The organism is Microbacterium sp. LWH13-1.2 (genome assembly GCF_038397735.1).
Lineage (GTDB): Bacteria > Actinomycetota > Actinomycetes > Actinomycetales > Microbacteriaceae > Microbacterium.
This window is the reverse complement of the sequence record NZ_CP151635.1, coordinates 2,530,326-2,546,021: the sequence shown is the minus strand read 5'-3', so window position 1 is coordinate 2,546,021 and position 15,696 is coordinate 2,530,326. Positions and strand designations below refer to the sequence as shown.

Sequence of the window (15,696 nt, the reverse complement as noted above, 5' to 3'; positions counted from 1 at the left end):
GGTGCCGCGTCACTGGTCGCCACTCCGCCCTGCCCGGTCCACGATCGAGGGCCACGCGGGGAGCGGGTCCGAGAAGCCTCGCCATGCGGTCGGTCCTGCCGTGAGCTCGTCATCGGTGACGGTCGCGTCATCGAGAGCGGTCCGAAGCCCCGCGTGGTCGAGATCCAGCCCGGTGAGGGCCAGATCCTGCACGGTCGAGGCCGTCTCGAGGTCGGTGGAGAGGGGGTCGATCCAGATGGCGGAGCCGACCTGGTCCCAGCGCGCGAGGATGCCGGTGCGGCTGGCCAGCCGGCAGAACCCGGCGGAGCGCAGCACCTCCCCATGGTGGCCTGACGCAATGTCGTCGAGTGCCGTGTGCAGCCGTGCGGGATGGAACGGACGGGGCTGCTCGTAGCGCGCTGTCGTGACTCTCGGGTCGGTCATGTGAGGGTCGTGTTCGTCGTTGAGGGAATGGACCCATCCGGCCCGTTCGAGCAGCGGCGGCGCGAGCCGCGGCGAGGCGCGCAGGGCGCGGAGGTCCTCGGCAGGATCGCGGGACAAGCGCACGCGGGCCGTCGGATTGAGGTGAGAGGCGAGTGCCATGAGCAGCGAGAGCTCGGCCGTGGGAGTCGACTCCCAGTTCACGAAGACGATCAGGGTCGCACCCTCGACGTAGGAGGCCGCCCGGCGGGCGCGGGAGCCGAAGTCTCGACGGTCGTCGCCCTCAGGGGCGCCGGCGATGAGAGGCGCGCCGTCGCGGAGGTCGTGCTCCAGATGCACGGTGTCGATCACGCAGATGACGGAGGTGTCGGGATCCTGCGCCAGGGGGAGGTGGGGGAGGTCGAGGTCGCTCGTGAGGTCGGCGACGATCTGCGCGGGTCGCCGCGCGATCGAGGGATGGGCGGGGTGCAGCTCGACGGACTGCTGCCCTCGCGCTGGCCCTCCTTCGACCAGCGGCAGGAGATGTCCGTCGATCACCTGCGTCAGTCGCTCGGCGTACGACCGGCGCTCCGGTGCGCACACTCCGACGACGACGACGGGATTCCTGTTGTCCACGAACGACCTGCTCTCCTCTTTGACTGGATGCTGGTTCTCACCCTACATTGTTAATGAGAAGCATTATCAATAAGGAGATCGTCATGAAGGTACGCGCATCGCTCAAGTCCCTGAAGAATCAGCCCGGCGCCCAGGTCGTGCGCCGACGGGGCAGGGTGTTCGTGATCAACAAGCTCAACCCGCGGTTCAAGGGTCGGCAGGGCTGAGCTGCGACACGCCCGAGGGGTGGCGCAGAGGGCCGCCTACGCCGTCTGAACGGCCGCAGTGGTCACGCGGACAGGCGTCGGAGCGGGCCGTCGAGGCCGTCGCCGACCGTCTCGCCCGTCGTCGCCGTGGAGTCCGCCGCGAGCAATCGCTCGTTCGCGCGCCAGCGGGCGATCTCCGAGATCCACTCGCAGGCGCTGCCTCGAAATGCCGTGAACTCGCGCGCATGCGACCAGGCGTGCACGTAGGTGTCCTGGAGTATCTCCTCCGCCGCCGCCTTGGCGTCGATCACGCTGAGGATGAGGCCGAAGACGCGAGTGCACGTGAGGTCGTACAGCTGGGCGAAAGCCGTCTGACTGCCGGAGACGATGTGCGTCATCAGATCAGCCTCGGCATCCCACGATGCATCTCCGCCGAGGCGAGGAGGATCGTGGTGAATGCTCATGTGCCGATGGTGGCATGTGGGCCGAGAACAGCGATGGCTCTTGCGCGCGGGACCGCCGAAGTGCTATCGCCGGATGCTCATAGGCATGGGTCCCGTCGTTCGGCGCGAGCTCAGCCGAGCAGTGTCACGCCGAAGCCTGAAACGACCGTCCGGAGCTCCGCGAGGTAGCGCTGCGCCTGCTCGGTGAGCGGGATCGTGGAGTGGCCGATCCAGCCGATCTCGATGCGCTCGTCGACGTCGAGAGGGATCGCGACGATCTCGGGGTCGAGGTCGTCGCTGATGATGCCGGTCGAGATGGTGTACCCGTCGAGGCCGATCATGAGGTTGAAGATGGTGGCGCGGTCGGAGACCCGGATCTCCTGCGGGCTCGAGAGAGTGGAGAGGATCTCCTCGGCGAAGTAGAACGAGTTGTTCGCTCCCTGGTCGAAGGTGAGCCGCGGCACCTCGGCGAGATCGTCGAGGGTCACGCGATCCCTCGAGGCCAGGGGGTTCTTGCGCGAGATGAAGATGTGCGGCTCGGCGACGAAGAGCGGGCGGAAGGCGAGCCCGGAGTCGCGGAGAAGCTTGTCGATGACGTTGCGGTTGAAGTCGTTGCGGTACAGGATCCCCAGCTCGCTGCGGAGCGTGCGGACGTCTTCGATGATGTCCCAGGTGCGCGTCTCCCGCAGGGAGAACTCGTATTCGGCGGCCGAGGTCGCCTTCACCATCCGGACCATCGCATCGACCGCGAACGAGTAGTGCTGGGTCGAGACCCCGAGCAGGCGTCGCGACGGCGGACGGCCGAGATAGCGCTGCTCGAGGAGCGCCACCTGCTCGACGACCTGCCTGGCGTATCCGAGGAACTCCACGCCGTCTGTGGTGAGCGTCACGCCCCGCGCCGAGCGGTGGAGCAGGTCGCGACCCACTCTGCTCTCGAGATCCTTCATCGCCGCCGACATGGTGGGCTGCGCGACGTACAGCAGGTCGGCCGCCGCGCTGATCGACCCCTCTGCGGCGACCTCGATGTAATAGGTGAGCTGCTGCAGGGTGATGCCGCTCGAACGCTTGGCCATAGCTTCAGACTATGCCATGGCATAGTCGCGGCGCATTACCCGATGGGGCTGCTCGCGCCGCACCATGGGGGTATCCCTTTTCGCGAGGCCGAGTTCGGCCGATCAGCTCCCGATTGGCCCGTCATGGCACACGAGTTCACGTTCCGCATCACGACGACCCGGTTCGACGAGGACTACTCGCCGTCGCACGATTCCCGCATAACCACGAACTTCGCCAACCTGGCGCGCGGTGAGCACCGGCAGCAGAACCTCCGCAACGCGCTGACCATGATCGATCGTCGGTTCAACGACCTGGCCCGCTGGGACAATCCCGGCGGCGACCGCTACACGCTCGAGCTCGAGATCGTCTCGGTCGCGGTGCAGTTCGCGGCGGAGGGCGAGGACCGGGAGTTCCCCCTGCTCGAGGTTCTGGACATCCAGATCGTCGACCGTCTGACCGGAAGACGCACCCACGGGATCGTCGGCAACAACTTCTCGTCGTACGTGCGCGACTACGACTTCAGCGTGCGACTGCCGGCCGCCAGCGAAGCCGCGGGTCGATTCGCCCTTCCCGACGACTTCGGTGATCTGCACGGCAAGCTCTTCCAGCACTTCCTCGACTCCGAGGCCTACCAGGAGCGATTCTCCCTGTCGCCGGTGATCTGCATCAGCGTCTCGACGAGCAAGACGTACCGTCGCACCGACAACCACCACCCGGTCCTCGGTGTCGAGTACGAGCAGAAGGACTCGTCGCTGACGGATGCGTACTTCGGCAAGATGGGTCTCTCGGTGCGGTACTTCATGCCGCGCGGCAGCGTCGCGCCGCTGGCCTTCTATTTCCGGGGCGATCTGCTGAACGACTACACGAACCTCCAGCTCATCGGCACGATCAGCACGATGGAGACCTTCCAGAAGATCTACCGCCCGGAGGTCTACAACGCGAACTCGGCCGCGGGGAGCGTCTATCAGCCGAGCCTCGAGCAGCAGGACTACTCGGTGACGAAGATCGCCTACGACCGCGACGAGCGCAGTCGGCTTGCCGCCGAGCAGGGCAGGTTCACGGACGAGCACCTGATGCAGCCGCACGGAGACCTTCTCGAGCAGTGGGCCGCCGCGTACCGCGCGACCGCCGACGACCGGGTGCCTGCCGACGACCTCGCACCCGTCGCCTGACCATCTTTCTCGCCCGACCGATGGAGAACTCCACACCATGAACATGCTTCTGCCCACGTCGATCGTCGGCAGCCTGCCGAAGCCCTCCTGGCTCGCCCAGCCCGAGACCCTCTGGTCGCCCTGGAAGCTCGAGGGCCCTGCCCTGGTCGAGGGTGTCCAGGATGCTCTGCGCATCACCGTCGAGGAACAGCGCCACGCAGGCCTCGACATCATCAGCGACGGTGAGCAGAGCCGCCAGCACTTCGTCACGACGTTCATCGAGCATCTCTCCGGTGTCGACTTCGACCAGCGGGAGACGGTCCGGATCCGCGACCGGTACGACGCGAGCGTGCCGACGGTCGTGGGCGCGGTGAGCCGCGAGAAGCCCGTGTTCGTCGAGGACGCCAAGTTCCTGCGCCAGCAGACCGACCAGCCGATCAAATGGGCCCTGCCCGGCCCGATGACGATGATCGACACCCTGTACGACCGTCACTACAAGAGCCGCGAGAAGCTGGCCTGGGAGTTCGCGACGATCCTGAACCAGGAGGCGCGGGAGCTCGAGGCGGCAGGGGTCGACATCATCCAGTTCGACGAGCCGGCGTTCAACGTCTTCTTCGACGACGTGAAGGACTGGGGCGTCGCGGTTCTCGAGAGGGCCGCCGAAGGACTGCGTGCCGAGACCGTGGTGCACATCTGCTACGGCTACGGGATCAAGGCGAACACCGACTGGAAGGCGACCCTCGGCGCGGAATGGCGCCAGTACGAGACCTCGTTCCCGTTGCTGCAGCAGTCGAGCATCGACACCATCTCGCTGGAGAGTCACCGCTCGCACGTCCCGCTGGACCTCATCGAGCTCATCCGGGGCAAGAAGGTCATGCTTGGAGCCATCGACGTCGCCAGCCACGAGATCGAGACCCCGGAGGAGGTCGCCGACACCCTCCGGGACGCCCTCCGCTTCGTCGATGCCGACCAGCTGATCCCGAGCACGAACTGCGGCTTGGCGCCGCTGCCTCGTGACGTCGCGCGCGGCAAGCTGCGCGCGCTCAGCGCAGGGGCCACGCTGCTCCGCGAGGAGCTCGGCGCGTCCGCACTCTGACCGTCGCTAGCATCCACCGGGCAGGTGGGCAAGGGGCGCGGGGAACCGGCGCAGGAGGCATAGAACGGCACTATGCAATCGATCCTGTACGGCGGCGACGAGTTCCTGACCGGTGACGACATCGCGGACGCGCTGCTGGGATACGGGCGCGCGCTGGGCGATGAGGAGCGTGCCGAGATCGTCGAGATACCCGTGCGGGAGCACGACGGCACCGTCGTGACGGCGAAGTTCCTGATCGGTCCCGCCAGCCAGATCGTGGCGAAGACCGTCATCGACAGCGGACCGGAGCTCGAAGACCCTGAGCTGGTCCGTCGGCTGCAGGTTCTCACCCGCGGCGTCGAATCGCCCTCGGGGCCGCCGCTTCACGCCCCCGAGGGGGAGCCGTACGAGGTCGACTAGACTCGTACGACACCGGCGGGAGGATCAGTCGTCGAACTCCGCCGACAGTTCCTCCGCGATCCGCGCGGCGTTCTGCTGCGCCTGCGCCAGCCGCGCGGCGTCGACGTCCAGCTCAGCCAGCTCTGCGGCCGACGCGTGGTGTGCCCGAGCGGTCCGGAGGTTCGCACGCAGGTTGACGGAGGAGCCCGAGAGACCCGCGTCGAGCGCGGCGGATGCTGCGGCGAGATCCGCCGACAGGCTGCGATTCCCGATCTCGCGCAGCATGTGCAGCTCACTCAGCAGTGCCATTCCGGATGATCCGAGTCTCGCCGCCGACTCCGCCGCGCGCACGGCTGCAGCGCGCACCCGCGCGTCGCGATCCGGGTCGTCGGCGGGGAGGGCGAGCGCGGCACCGAATTCGGCGGAGAGGATTCCGTCGCTCTCTGCGCCCTGAAGCGACTCGTCGCGCAGATGGGCCACTCGGCGCCCGCACTCCGCTGCGCGCGGATCGTCGGGCGTGTAGGCGGCGACCATGCTCAACAGGGATGCGGCGATGCCGAGCATCACGGCCGACGCGGCGCCGCCTCCCGGTGCTCCGGTGGACCGACCGAGCTTCGCGAGCCAGTCGTCCAGCGGGGTCGACGTCGGGATGTCGGTGGATGGCTCCATATCGCCGAGCACTCAGCGCGAGGTCGGCGGAAGCTTGTCGACGCCGTGGCGGTTCGGCTTGTCGGGCTCTGCAGCGGTCTCGGGCGACGCGTGCGCGGGGCCGGTCGGTGCCTCGGAGGTCGGATAGCTCGGCTCGTCGATGTCGATCGCCTTGTCGCGCTCATCGAGCGGAGGCAGATGGTCGAGGGGCTGCTTGATGTCGTCGGGGTGGCTCATGCCCACAGACTCCGACATGCCCGGGCGTGGGAACAGGGGGTTGAGATCGTGAGAGTCCTGTGGTTCGCGCCGCCCTGCGCGGCCGGCTGATCCGGCAATGGCCCGCCAGACCGAGGTCGGCTCAGCGCCGACGCGCGTCGAGCAGATGCCGTGTCGCGTGGGCGATGAAGGGGCCCTCCGCCTGGATCAGCTCGTGCAGTTCACGGAGCCGGTCGAGGTGCGTCTCGACCGTGAAGCCGGGAACCCACCAGATCACCTTGCGCAGCAGATAGACCACGGCGGCGACGTCGTGGATCTCGATCCGCAGTCTTGCTGTGCGGAGGTCGACGACCTCCAGCCCTGCGGCTTCGGCCGCGGCGACCTCATCATCGTGGTGCCGGCCTCGGCGGGCCTCGGGCTGAGGTCCGAGGAAGAACTCGATCAGCTCGAACGCGCTCCCCGGCCCCACGTGCTGCGCGAGATAGGTGCCGCCGGGGCGGAGCACTCGCGCGATCTCGTCCCACCAGATCGTGGCGGGGTGGCGGCTCGTGACCAGATCGAAGGCGGCATCGGCGAACGGAAGCGGTGGCTCGTCCTGATCGGCGACGACGACCACGCCTCGCGCATGCAGCAGCCGGGTGGCGTGCGCGACGTTCGGCGGCCAGGACTCGGTCGCGACGGCCACGGGCGGGAACGATGGGGCCTCGGACAGCACTTCGCCGCCGCCGGTCTGGATGTCGAGGGAGGCGGATGCCGCGCCCAGACGTTCGCCGAGCAGCCGCGCGTAGCCCCACGGCGGTCGCTCCTCGGTAGCCCGCCCGTCGAGCCAGGAGAAGTCCCAGCCGGAGACGTCTGCGGTCGAACCGGCCTCGATCTGCGCCTCGAACGAATCGGTCATCCCTCGATTCTGTCATCGCGGAACAGTCGGATTCCGTCCATGGCCCCGCGCCGTGTCCGTGCACGCGAAAGATCGCGGAGTGAGGGCAAGGTCGCCGAGCCCGCGTACAGTTCTCACATGGGAACACTGGAGTACAACAGCTCACGCCCGGCGATCGACATCGAAGACGTGACTCTGGCGCACCTCAAGATCGTCATCGGGACGAAGCTGCGCCGCAACGAGAGCTTCATGATGACCTGGCTGCCGAAGCCCGAGGTGCCGTCGGGCAGGCTGACCATCTGGGTGCATCCGAGCATCCCGCTGGTGCTGGAGTTCGATCAGCCGACGGTCGCGACGATCGACCCGAAGCGTGTGACGCACATGATGGAGCAGCTGAACTCGCGCGGCGAGCTCGTGCTCGATCAGCTCTGAACGGTCACACGATCACCCCTCGGCGGTGATCAGAGTCCGTCGTAGAAACCGCCGTACGGGAAGTCGACGTCTCCGGTGTCGCGGGAGTCGAAGAGCACCGTCGACACTCTGATGCTGACCCGGGAGTGCGGGGTGATGAGCACGCTCACCTCGCGGTTGCCGACGACGACGAAGTCGACGAACCTGCCTGCGGTCTTGACCGCCTCCTCGATGCGACGTTTCACGTCGCCGAGATCCTGCACCTGCGCGAGGAGATAGCTCTCCCCGTCGAGCACGATCTCGGTCTGCATCATGGTCTCTGGTCCTGCCATGCACACCACCCTAAGAGCCTGCGCCCGTTCTTCCAAAGAGTCGCCAGGACGGCCGCGCGATCACTCGTGCTCAGGGAGGATCGGACTCGACCACCCGGGATCGCGACCCAGCTGCGCAGCGCGGGAGACGGATGCCGCGCCGAAGCGATCGCGCAGCGTGTCGAGCACCGTGTCGAGACGCTGCTCGTCGCCCCAGTCGATGGGCAGCTCGGGCTGCACGGTGTCTGCTCGGTCGAGCTGCGAGAGGGAGATGCCGATCAACGTGATGCCCCGCTCGACGATCTCGGGCTGTGCGGCGCCGAGCAGGGTCTGCGCGACCGTGAGCAGGATCGCAGTGCGGTCGGTCGGCGAGCCGAGGGTGCGCGACCGCGTGGCCTTCGCGAAGTCCCCGAAGCGCAGGCGCAGGACGACCGTGCGGCAGACCCGTTCGCCGTCCCGCAGGCGCCTGGCGAGGCGGTCGACGATCTGGGTGAGGATGAGGTCGAGCTCCTCGCTCGACCTCGGCCGGCTGCCGAGCGCACGCTGCGAGCCGATCGATCCTCGACGCCGGGTCGTGTCGACGGGGCGAGGATCGCGCAGCCGAGCCCGGGCGTGCAGGTGGGCGCCGACTGCCCTGCCCAGCATCCGCTCGGCCGTCGCCGCCTCGAGCTCTGCCAGCTGACCGACCGTGCGCACGCCGTACCGGTGCAGCTTCTCGGCCGTCACCGCGCCGACGCCCCACAGTCGTTCGACCGGCAGGGGGAGGAGGAACTCCTCCTCCTGCTTCGGTTCGACCACGAGCAGCCCGTCGGGTTTGCCGACTGCGCTCGCGACCTTGGCGAGGAACTTCGTGCGAGCGACCCCCACGGTGATCGCCAGGCCGACCTCGGTGCGCACTCGTTCACGCAGCCGCACCGCGACCTGCTCGGGCGTGCCGACGATGTGCCTGAGGCCCCCCACCTCGAGGAAAGCCTCGTCGATCGAGAGGCCTTCGACCAGAGGGGTCGTGTCGCGGAAGATCGCGAACACGTCTCTGCTCGCCGCCGAGTACGCCTCCATCCGCGGCGGTACGACCACGGCATCCGGGCAGAGCTCGAGCGCCTGTCGGCCGCCCATCGCGGTGCGCACCCCGCGGGCCTTGGCCTCATAGCTCGCAGCGAGCACCACTCCGCTGCCGACGATCACCGGTCGGCCCCGCAGCTCGGGTGCGTCACGCTGTTCGACCGAGGCGTAGAACGCGTCGAGATCGGCGTGCAGCACACTGGCTTCGCCCCGCATCTCGTGCTCCCGTCGACGTGCAGATGATCGCACGCACCGGGGACATCTGCTCAGGCGGCGATGAGTCGAGACGACAGAGCGCGGATCCGCTGGAGCAGGGTGTCGAAGGCGGCGTCGAATGCGGCGGGCGTGCCGATGCGGGCAGGGTCCCGGATCGACCAGTGCAGGTCGTCGCGGATGCGCAGTCGCTCGTGTGCGTCGTCGCAGACCGTGATGACGAGATCGCCGTCGCTGCGTACGTCATCGACATGACGGGGAGGCCGAGCCGGGTCGATCGCGAGCCCGTGACGGGCGGCGGAGGCCGCGGCCTCGGGGTTCACGACTGCGGCCGGTCGGGTTCCGGCGGATGCGGCATCGATGCCGCTCACGTCGCGCCAGATGACCTCGGCGAGCTGTGATCGCGCGGAGTTCGCCGTGCAGACGAAGAGCACCCGGCGAGGGGGCGTCACGCTCGTGGGTGCGAGGGTGTCGAAGACCTCGGGGCGCAGGCCGATGTAGCTGCGGCGCTTGTCGAACTCCGAGCGCGTGCGCGAGATGATCTCCGCGGATTCGAGCACACCGAGGTGGTGGGCGATCAGGTTGGAGCGCAGGTCGAGCGTCGTCCCGATCTCGGACGAGGAGAGGTCTCCGAGGGTGAGGAGGTCGACGATCCGCAGTCGCGTCTGATCGGCGAGGGCCGCGAAGATCCCCGCACGTCGCTCGAGCTCAGTCATCGCCTTCATCACTACCACGCTTCGGAGAATGTGTCCATGGCCATTGACTCAACCATGATTGACCCTACTGTTGTCGTCGCGAGGCCGCAGGGGCGGTCTCGGAGAGGAATGGACAACATGGGTATCGGCAGCGGAATCGCGCTCTTCGTCATCGGAGCGATCCTCGTCTTCGCGATCAACATCGACACCGGCGGCTACGTCGATCTCGACCTCATCGGCTACATCCTCATGGGCGCGGGCGTCGTCGTGTTCCTGATCAGCCTCGTTCTCGTGATGCGCAGTCGTCGCACCGAGAGCATCGACCGCACCGCCGTCGACCCGGCCACCGGCGAGCGTGTGACGCGGCGCAGCATCCGCAACAACGACCCGATCGCCTGACCTGGGCGTGATCGACGTCGCCCGATCCACCTCGGCTCTGATCGCGGGCGTCTCGGCGACCGTCGCCTTCGTGGTGCTCCGCACCGTCGTGGCGATGGGCGGACACGAGCCGCTCGCGATCGACGCCTGGTGGCACGACCTCATGGCGTCGCTGACGAACGACGTCTGGGTCGTCGTGGCCTGGGTGCCCGCCGTCGTCGGCGGCACCCTGGGCATGATCGTGATCGGCGCCGCGTTGATCGCGTGGCTGGTGTGGCGCACGCGCCGGTGGGATGCCGCGACGCTGGCGATCGCCATGGTCGCCGTCGTCGCGATCGGCGCCACCATGGCCGCGGTGATCGGACGCACCCGCCCCGAGGACTCGCTCGCCGAGAGTGTGGCGACGTCGTTCCCGTCGGGGCACACCGCCGTGGCGACCACGGTCGTGGTGATCCTCGCCCTGACGTTCCACCGCTGGTACGTGTGGGCGCTGGGAGCGGTCTGGGTCGTCACGATGATGTGGAGCCGCACGTACCTGCACGCGCACTGGCTGAGCGATGTCGTGGCCGGTCTGCTGGAGGGCATCGCCGTCGCCTGCTTCGTGTGGGTCTGCGTCGACGCCGCCAGGGCCCGACATGCCAGGAGAACCGCAGCGGCATCGGCCGGCGAATCGGCCGGCGAAGAGACGATCGAAAGCAGCGTGACCCCATGAACACCCGAAACTCCGCGGCCTCGGCCGCCAGCGCGGCGCAGGACTCCACGACCTTCCGCGTCCTCGCCCGGATCGGCTACGTCGTGCTCGGCATCCTGCATCTGCTCATCGGCGGCATCGCGATCTCGATCGCGACCGGCGGGGGCGGCGAGAACGCCGATCAGGGCGGGGCCATGGAGCAGATCCGGCAGTCGCCCGCGGGCGTCTTCCTGCTCTGGATCATCGTGCTCGGGCTGCTGGCGCTCGCGATCTGGCAGATCGCGGAGGCCGTGATCGAGCGCGACCCCGACTCGAAGAAGAAGTGGGGGCATCGGGTCAAGTTCCTCGGCACCGCCGCCGCATACCTCGCGATCGGTGCCACCGCCCTCGTCTATGCGCTCGGCGGGCAGTCGCAGTCATCCGAGTCGTCGCAGTCGTTCAGCGCCAGGCTGCTGGCGGCGCCCGCAGGCGTCGCGCTGCTGGTGCTCGTGGGCCTGATCGTCGCCGCGATCGGCATCGCCTTCATCGTGCGCGGCATCACTCAGGCGTTCATGAAGAACCTCTCGGCGCCCGGGGGAGCGGCGCGCTCGGGCATCGTCGCGTTCGGTGTGGCCGGCTACATAGCCAAGGGCATCGCCGTCGGAGTCGCGGGCGCCCTGTTCGTCATCGCCGCGCTCACGCACGACCCCGAGACGGCGGGCGGCCTCGACTCTGCTCTCCGCACTCTGGCAGGACTGCCCTTCGGCGCCGTCATCCTGTGGGTCGTCGGTGCGGGGCTCGTGCTCTACGGTCTGTTCTGCTTCGCTCGCGCGCGCTACGCCCGCATGTGATCCTCCCGGCCCGACTCTGCGCACTATCGAACGACGGGCACCCGGTGCAACCCCGATTCGGATTCCCTCGGATCGGGTGATGATCGACTCATGAAGATCGTCTCGTACGCAGGTCAGCAACTGGTCACCACCGACGATGTCGCGGACTCGCTCGTCAGACTCGCGGCGGCCATCGCCAGCGAGGGCGAGTCGGACGCGGTCGAGATCCCCATCATCCTGAACGGCCGCGACGACTGCGCCGAGCTCGTCGTCGGCGTCGGAAACGATCTCCTGGTCGGTCCGCACGATGATTTCCAGGGATCCGAGCCGGATTTCAGTGCGCAGGCGCAGAGTCTGCGAGCACACCGCCTGTATCCCGAGCGCGACGCCGCCGAGGACGCCGGCGGCGATGACGGCGACTGGCGCCTCGACGTGGACCTGGACCTCGACAGCTCCGGGGCTGCTCGAGGCTGACCTCCGACCGCGTGAGCCGAAGGATGGTTGACCAGGGTCGATAGTTGCACTTTGGCAACCATAAGCGTATAGTTGACACTAATCAACTTTCTACGCAGGAGCTCTTCCACTGTGACTACGCCTTCTTCTTCCTCCATCGCTGAGCCCGTGCGCTCACCGCGCGAGGTCTTCACCGCGATCTCCGGCCTCGTCGTCGGCATGTTCGTCGCCGTGCTCTCGGGCACCGTGGTGTCGACTTCGATGCCCGTCATCATCGCTGACCTCGGCGGCACCCAGTCGCAGTACACCTGGGTCATCACCGCGAGCCTTCTGGCGACCGCCGTCTCGACGCCCATCTGGGGCAAGCTCGCAGACCTCGTCGACCGCAAGATCCTCGTGCAGCTGTCGCTCATCATCTTCACCGTCGGCACCGTGATCGCCGGCTTCTCGACCGACACGAACATGCTCATCGCCGTCCGCGTCATCCAGGGCATCGGCGTCGGCGGTCTGATGTCGCTCGTGATGATCGCCGTCGCCCTCATCATCTCGCCGCGCGAGCGAGGCAAGTACATGGGCGTCGTCGGCGGCATCATGGCCCTCGGCACCATCGGCGGCCCGCTGCTCGGCGGCCTCCTGACCGACGTCTGGGGCTGGCGCTCCAACTTCTTCGTCGGCGTGCCCTTCGCGATCCTCGCCCTCGTGCTGCTGCAGTTCACGCTGCACCTGCCCAAGCCGCAGCGTGACCGCAAGGTCTCGATCGACTACTTCGGCATCGTCCTGCTCGCCGTCGGCGTCTCGACCCTGCTCATCTGGGTCTCGATGGGCGGCAGCGAGTTCGACTGGGACTCCTCGACCAGCATCACGCTCGCCGTCATCGCGGGTGTCGCGATCGCCGCGTTCATCACCGTCGAGTTCTTCGTCAAGGAACCGATCGTCCCGATGTCGCTGTTTACGGGCCGCACCTTCACGCTGTCGGTCATCGCCTCCATCGCCATCGGCGTCTCGATGTTCGCGACCTCGGTGTTCCTCGCCCAGTACTTCCAGCTCGCGCGCGGCGCCACACCGACCGAGTCGGGCCTCATGACGATCCCGATGATCATCGGCCAGATGGGTGCGTCGATCATCATCGGCCAGCTCGTCAGCCGGTTCGGCAAGTGGAAGGGCTGGATGCTCACAGGCTCCGTCCTGACCACGGTCGGCGTCTCGCTCATGGCCACGCTGCGCTACGACACCCCGTTCCCGCTGGTGGCGACCTACATGTTCGTCCTCGGTGCGGGTCTCGGCATGGTCATGCAGAACCTCACCCTCATCGTGCAGAACGACACGGCTCCGCAGCAGCTGGGCGCCGCCTCGTCGAACGTCAACTTCTTCCGCACGATCGCCGGCACCATCGGAGTGACGGTCATGGGCGCGACCCTCTCGACGAGTGTCGCGAACTACATCACCGATGCGCTCGACGGCTTCACGCCGACGACGCCAGAAGAGGTCGACGCTCTGAAGCACCTCGCTTCGGGGGACGTGCCGAAGGTCACGCAGCTGCCGGACACGATCCGCACGATCGTCGAGGGAGCCTACGGCCACGGCATCGCCGACGCGTTCATCATCGCCATCCCGCTGGCCGTGATCGCCATCATCGCGATCGCGTTCATCAAGAACAAGCCGCTCTCGACGAAGAACGCCGCCGAGCAGCTGCGCGAGCAGGCCGAGGAGTCGGTTCTCGAGGTCTCCGAGGCAGAGGTCGGTGCGACGATGTCGACCGGTACCATCCGGATCTCGGGCGTCGGGTCCGCGTCGTCGACCACGAACACGAACTCGGTGACCGTGCTCGATCGCGAGGACCGGGACTCGAGGCGCTGACGATGCTCCCCTCAGACGCGGTGGCGACGTCTCTCGACGTCGACACCGCGCTCAGCGATCTCCAGACTCATCTGAGCCTCATCTTCGCGAGGACCAGGACGCTCTGGAAGGAGTCGGCGGCGCGGATCGACCCCGAGCTGCAGGTGGGCGGCTACAAGCTGCTCACCTTCATCGAGCGGGCCGAGACGGCCAACGCCCACGAGCTCGCCGAACGATTCGAGATGGACAAGTCGGTCATCAGCCGGCAGGTGCGGATGCTCGAGGAACTGGGCCTGATCGAGTCGAGGCCCGACGTGCGCGACGGGCGGCTCCGGGTGCTGACGGCGACGCCGTCGGCCTGCGCCGCACTCGCTGAACTGCGCCGTGATCACGCCTCGCGACTGCGGACGGTCGTGGCCGAGCTCACCCCCGACGAGATCCACGTCGCCTCGAAGGTCTTCCGGCTTCTCGCCGAGGTCTGAACCGACACGAGGACGCGTCCTGATCGAAGCCCCGCCGTCTCCTCTGACGGCGGGGCTTCGCCGTAAGCTGGCCACCATGAGCGCCTCGTCCGACGAACCCGCCCGCACGGGCGAGCCCGCCGCCGCGACCGACGGCGAGGCGCCGCCGGACATCGACGAGGCGGTGCCGGACATCGACGAGGCAGTGGCCAGGGTCGAGCACGAGCTCGGGCGGCTCTTCGCCCGCATCCGCGTGAGCTGGCGTGAGGCGGCGCAGACCGTGCATCCCGATCTGCAGCCCCTCGGGTACCAGGTGCTGACGTCGATCGCGACGGGCAAGGCCACCTCGGCCGGAGCGATCATCGAGCGGCTGCAGACCGACAAGACCGCCGTCAGCCGCCAGGTGCGGCAGCTCGAACAGCTGGGCCTCGTCGAGAGCGTGCGCGACCCCGACGATCGTCGAGCGCGCGTCCTCGTCGCCACCGCGCTCGCACAGGAGAGGGTCACTGCCGCGCGCTCGCGCTACGAGGCCCGGCTCGCCGAGCGTCTCGGCCGCTGGTCGCAGGCAGACCTCGATCGCTTCGCCGAGATGCTCTCGGAGCTCGGCGGCGGAGCATCCGATCCCCAGTCCGCGAGGGGTGGACGCGGGGACGCAGGGCCACCAGACTGAACCCACGACCTTCGGAATCGAGGAACAGCCATGACCTACCGCATCGGATACTTCGTCGGGAGTCTTTCGTCGACATCGATCAACCGGGTCCTCGCGACCGCTCTGATCGGTCTCGCGCCGGACGACCTGGAGTTCTTCGAGATACCCATCCGCGAACTCCCGCTCTACAGCCAGGACTACGACGAGGACTACCCGCCGGTGGCGGTCGCGCTGAAAGAGGCCATCGACTCGGCGGACGCGGTGCTGTTCGTCACCCCGGAGTACAACCGGTCGATCCCGGGCGGACTCAAGAACGCGATCGACTGGGCATCGCGTCCGTGGGGGCAGAACTCCTTCGACCACATCCCTGCGGCGGTCATCGGAGCATCGGTCGGGGCGATCGGCACTGCCGTCGCGCAGCAGAGCCTGCGCGGGGTGCTGAGCTTCTGCAACGCCCGACAGATGACCGCTCCCGAGGCGTACATCCAGTTCGTGCCCGAGGACTACGACGACGACGGCACCGTGACGAACGCGAGCACAGCCTCGTTCCTCACCGCGTTCATGACCGAGTTCCGCGATCACATCGAGCGGGTGCTCACGGTCCTTCCTCGGGACACCGACAGCTGAGCACCCGAACACCCCCTG

The 15,696-nt window shown here is 67.8% G+C and carries 22 protein-coding genes; 13 read left to right on the top strand and 9 right to left on the bottom strand.

Going from position 1 to position 15,696, the window contains the following annotated elements; translation table 11 throughout:
- Nucleotides 1-9: 9 nt before the first annotated feature.
- Nucleotides 10-1,035 carry a GTP-binding protein gene (locus MRBLWH13_RS12265; RefSeq protein WP_341955286.1) on the bottom strand — a complete coding sequence of 342 codons (1,026 nt, stop codon included), beginning with the start codon at nt 1,033-1,035 and terminating at the stop codon, nt 10-12.
- Nucleotides 1,036-1,118: 83 nt separating this feature from the next.
- Here MRBLWH13_RS12265 and ykgO point away from each other — a divergent pair, with 83 nt between their 5' ends.
- Nucleotides 1,119-1,241 (top strand): type B 50S ribosomal protein L36, encoded by a 123-nt coding sequence (gene ykgO / locus MRBLWH13_RS12260; RefSeq protein WP_036311902.1) that lies wholly within the window; start codon nt 1,119-1,121, stop codon nt 1,239-1,241.
- Between the two features lie 62 nt (nt 1,242-1,303).
- On the opposite strand, the gene MRBLWH13_RS12255 is transcribed toward ykgO, so the two are convergent.
- Together MRBLWH13_RS12255 and MRBLWH13_RS12250 are read right to left on the bottom strand one after the other, a co-directional pair.
- Entirely contained in the window at nt 1,304-1,684 is a 381-nt protein-coding gene (locus tag MRBLWH13_RS12255; protein WP_341955285.1) for a hypothetical protein, read from the bottom strand.
- Between the two features lie 110 nt (nt 1,685-1,794).
- The gene (locus MRBLWH13_RS12250; RefSeq protein WP_341955284.1) at nt 1,795-2,736 is read right to left on the bottom strand and encodes a LysR family transcriptional regulator; all 942 of its coding nucleotides are present in this window, start codon (nt 2,734-2,736) and stop codon (nt 1,795-1,797) included.
- A 123-nt stretch (nt 2,737-2,859) separates the two neighbouring features.
- On the opposite strand from MRBLWH13_RS12250, the gene MRBLWH13_RS12245 reads away from it, so the two are divergent.
- The 3 genes from MRBLWH13_RS12245 to MRBLWH13_RS12235 all read left to right on the top strand — a co-directional run bounded on the left by MRBLWH13_RS12245 (nt 2,860) and on the right by MRBLWH13_RS12235 (nt 5,362).
- Nucleotides 2,860-3,888, top strand: coding sequence for a DUF1852 domain-containing protein (locus MRBLWH13_RS12245; RefSeq protein WP_341955283.1), 1,029 nt, complete (start codon nt 2,860-2,862; stop codon nt 3,886-3,888).
- 37 nt (nt 3,889-3,925) lie between these two features.
- Nucleotides 3,926-4,963, top strand: a complete 1,038-nt coding sequence (locus MRBLWH13_RS12240; protein ID WP_341955282.1) for a methionine synthase — start codon at nt 3,926-3,928, stop codon at nt 4,961-4,963.
- 72 nt (nt 4,964-5,035) lie between these two features.
- The gene (locus MRBLWH13_RS12235; RefSeq protein ID WP_341955281.1) at nt 5,036-5,362 is read left to right on the top strand and encodes a hypothetical protein; all 327 of its coding nucleotides are present in this window, start codon (nt 5,036-5,038) and stop codon (nt 5,360-5,362) included.
- Between the two features lie 24 nt (nt 5,363-5,386).
- On the opposite strand, the gene MRBLWH13_RS12230 is transcribed toward MRBLWH13_RS12235, so the two are convergent.
- The 3 genes from MRBLWH13_RS12230 to MRBLWH13_RS12220 form a co-directional block, all read right to left on the bottom strand.
- The gene (locus MRBLWH13_RS12230; RefSeq protein WP_341955280.1) at nt 5,387-6,010 is read right to left on the bottom strand and encodes a cyclodeaminase/cyclohydrolase family protein; all 624 of its coding nucleotides are present in this window, start codon (nt 6,008-6,010) and stop codon (nt 5,387-5,389) included.
- A gap of 12 nt (nt 6,011-6,022) precedes the next feature.
- Nucleotides 6,023-6,226, bottom strand: coding sequence for a hypothetical protein (locus MRBLWH13_RS12225; protein ID WP_056313699.1), 204 nt, complete (start codon nt 6,224-6,226; stop codon nt 6,023-6,025).
- A gap of 121 nt (nt 6,227-6,347) precedes the next feature.
- A complete protein-coding gene (locus MRBLWH13_RS12220) occupies nt 6,348-7,103 on the bottom strand; it encodes a class I SAM-dependent methyltransferase (protein ID WP_341955279.1) in 756 nt (251 codons plus the stop codon).
- Nucleotides 7,104-7,220: 117 nt separating this feature from the next.
- Between MRBLWH13_RS12220 and MRBLWH13_RS12215 the strand changes: the two genes are divergently transcribed.
- Nucleotides 7,221-7,514, top strand: a complete 294-nt coding sequence (locus tag MRBLWH13_RS12215; protein WP_056313178.1) for a hypothetical protein — start codon at nt 7,221-7,223, stop codon at nt 7,512-7,514.
- A 29-nt stretch (nt 7,515-7,543) separates the two neighbouring features.
- Here MRBLWH13_RS12215 and MRBLWH13_RS12210 read toward each other — a convergent pair whose 3' ends face one another.
- Genes MRBLWH13_RS12210 through MRBLWH13_RS12200 form a run of 3 tightly spaced genes read right to left on the bottom strand, consistent with a single transcriptional unit; the run spans nt 7,544 to nt 9,795 of the window.
- Nucleotides 7,544-7,825 carry a hypothetical protein gene (locus MRBLWH13_RS12210; protein WP_341955278.1) on the bottom strand — a complete coding sequence of 94 codons (282 nt, stop codon included), beginning with the start codon at nt 7,823-7,825 and terminating at the stop codon, nt 7,544-7,546.
- Nucleotides 7,826-7,885: 60 nt separating this feature from the next.
- Nucleotides 7,886-9,082 carry a DNA polymerase IV gene (gene dinB, locus MRBLWH13_RS12205; protein WP_341955277.1) on the bottom strand — a complete coding sequence of 399 codons (1,197 nt, stop codon included), beginning with the start codon at nt 9,080-9,082 and terminating at the stop codon, nt 7,886-7,888.
- A 50-nt stretch (nt 9,083-9,132) separates the two neighbouring features.
- A complete protein-coding gene (locus MRBLWH13_RS12200; RefSeq protein ID WP_341955276.1) occupies nt 9,133-9,795 on the bottom strand; it encodes a helix-turn-helix domain-containing protein in 663 nt (220 codons plus the stop codon).
- Nucleotides 9,796-9,912: 117 nt separating this feature from the next.
- On the opposite strand from MRBLWH13_RS12200, the gene MRBLWH13_RS12195 reads away from it, so the two are divergent.
- From MRBLWH13_RS12195 to MRBLWH13_RS12160, 8 genes are all read left to right on the top strand, one after another.
- Nucleotides 9,913-10,173, top strand: coding sequence for a DUF6458 family protein (locus tag MRBLWH13_RS12195; RefSeq protein WP_341955275.1), 261 nt, complete (start codon nt 9,913-9,915; stop codon nt 10,171-10,173).
- Nucleotides 10,174-10,180: 7 nt separating this feature from the next.
- Nucleotides 10,181-10,864 carry a phosphatase PAP2 family protein gene (locus MRBLWH13_RS12190; RefSeq protein ID WP_341955274.1) on the top strand — a complete coding sequence of 228 codons (684 nt, stop codon included), beginning with the start codon at nt 10,181-10,183 and terminating at the stop codon, nt 10,862-10,864.
- Nucleotides 10,861-11,673, top strand: a complete 813-nt coding sequence (locus tag MRBLWH13_RS12185) for a DUF1206 domain-containing protein (protein WP_341955273.1) — start codon at nt 10,861-10,863, stop codon at nt 11,671-11,673. The genes MRBLWH13_RS12190 and MRBLWH13_RS12185 overlap by 4 nt, the downstream gene beginning before the upstream one ends.
- Nucleotides 11,674-11,763: 90 nt before the next feature.
- The gene (locus tag MRBLWH13_RS12180) at nt 11,764-12,126 is read left to right on the top strand and encodes a hypothetical protein (protein WP_341955272.1); all 363 of its coding nucleotides are present in this window, start codon (nt 11,764-11,766) and stop codon (nt 12,124-12,126) included.
- Between the two features lie 147 nt (nt 12,127-12,273).
- Complete coding sequence (locus tag MRBLWH13_RS12175) at nt 12,274-13,962, top strand: MDR family MFS transporter (protein WP_341955271.1); 1,689 nt, start codon at nt 12,274-12,276, stop codon at nt 13,960-13,962.
- A 2-nt stretch (nt 13,963-13,964) separates the two neighbouring features.
- Nucleotides 13,965-14,423, top strand: a complete 459-nt coding sequence (locus tag MRBLWH13_RS12170; RefSeq protein ID WP_341955270.1) for a MarR family transcriptional regulator — start codon at nt 13,965-13,967, stop codon at nt 14,421-14,423.
- Between the two features lie 76 nt (nt 14,424-14,499).
- Entirely contained in the window at nt 14,500-15,072 is a 573-nt protein-coding gene (locus MRBLWH13_RS12165) for a MarR family winged helix-turn-helix transcriptional regulator (RefSeq protein WP_341955269.1), read from the top strand.
- 30 nt (nt 15,073-15,102) lie between these two features.
- Entirely contained in the window at nt 15,103-15,678 is a 576-nt protein-coding gene (locus MRBLWH13_RS12160; RefSeq protein ID WP_341955268.1) for an NADPH-dependent FMN reductase, read from the top strand.
- Nucleotides 15,679-15,696 lie beyond the last annotated feature (18 nt).

Bases quoted from the DNA above. Each gene is read 5' to 3' on its own strand.
- MRBLWH13_RS12200 (WP_341955276.1), bottom strand. From the start codon at position 9,795: ATGACTGAGCTCGAGCGACGTGCGGGGATCTTCGCGGCCCTCGCCGAT.
- MRBLWH13_RS12245 (WP_341955283.1), top strand. From the start codon at position 2,860: ATGGCACACGAGTTCACGTTCCGCATCACGACGACCCGGTTCGACGAG.
- MRBLWH13_RS12160 (WP_341955268.1), top strand. From the start codon at position 15,103: ATGACCTACCGCATCGGATACTTCGTCGGGAGTCTTTCGTCGACATCG.
- MRBLWH13_RS12170 (WP_341955270.1), top strand. From the start codon at position 13,965: ATGCTCCCCTCAGACGCGGTGGCGACGTCTCTCGACGTCGACACCGCG.
- MRBLWH13_RS12185 (WP_341955273.1), top strand. From the start codon at position 10,861: ATGAACACCCGAAACTCCGCGGCCTCGGCCGCCAGCGCGGCGCAGGAC.
- MRBLWH13_RS12180 (WP_341955272.1), top strand. From the start codon at position 11,764: ATGAAGATCGTCTCGTACGCAGGTCAGCAACTGGTCACCACCGACGAT.
- MRBLWH13_RS12230 (WP_341955280.1), bottom strand. From the start codon at position 6,010: ATGGAGCCATCCACCGACATCCCGACGTCGACCCCGCTGGACGACTGG.
- MRBLWH13_RS12255 (WP_341955285.1), bottom strand. From the start codon at position 1,684: ATGAGCATTCACCACGATCCTCCTCGCCTCGGCGGAGATGCATCGTGG.
- MRBLWH13_RS12250 (WP_341955284.1), bottom strand. From the start codon at position 2,736: ATGGCCAAGCGTTCGAGCGGCATCACCCTGCAGCAGCTCACCTATTAC.
- MRBLWH13_RS12195 (WP_341955275.1), top strand. From the start codon at position 9,913: ATGGGTATCGGCAGCGGAATCGCGCTCTTCGTCATCGGAGCGATCCTC.
- MRBLWH13_RS12210 (WP_341955278.1), bottom strand. From the start codon at position 7,825: ATGGCAGGACCAGAGACCATGATGCAGACCGAGATCGTGCTCGACGGG.
- MRBLWH13_RS12240 (WP_341955282.1), top strand. From the start codon at position 3,926: ATGAACATGCTTCTGCCCACGTCGATCGTCGGCAGCCTGCCGAAGCCC.
- MRBLWH13_RS12165 (WP_341955269.1), top strand. From the start codon at position 14,500: ATGAGCGCCTCGTCCGACGAACCCGCCCGCACGGGCGAGCCCGCCGCC.
- MRBLWH13_RS12225 (WP_056313699.1), bottom strand. From the start codon at position 6,226: ATGAGCCACCCCGACGACATCAAGCAGCCCCTCGACCATCTGCCTCCG.
- MRBLWH13_RS12215 (WP_056313178.1), top strand. From the start codon at position 7,221: ATGGGAACACTGGAGTACAACAGCTCACGCCCGGCGATCGACATCGAA.
- dinB (WP_341955277.1), bottom strand. From the start codon at position 9,082: ATGCGGGGCGAAGCCAGTGTGCTGCACGCCGATCTCGACGCGTTCTAC.
- ykgO (WP_036311902.1), top strand. From the start codon at position 1,119: ATGAAGGTACGCGCATCGCTCAAGTCCCTGAAGAATCAGCCCGGCGCC.
- MRBLWH13_RS12220 (WP_341955279.1), bottom strand. From the start codon at position 7,103: ATGACCGATTCGTTCGAGGCGCAGATCGAGGCCGGTTCGACCGCAGAC.
- MRBLWH13_RS12235 (WP_341955281.1), top strand. From the start codon at position 5,036: ATGCAATCGATCCTGTACGGCGGCGACGAGTTCCTGACCGGTGACGAC.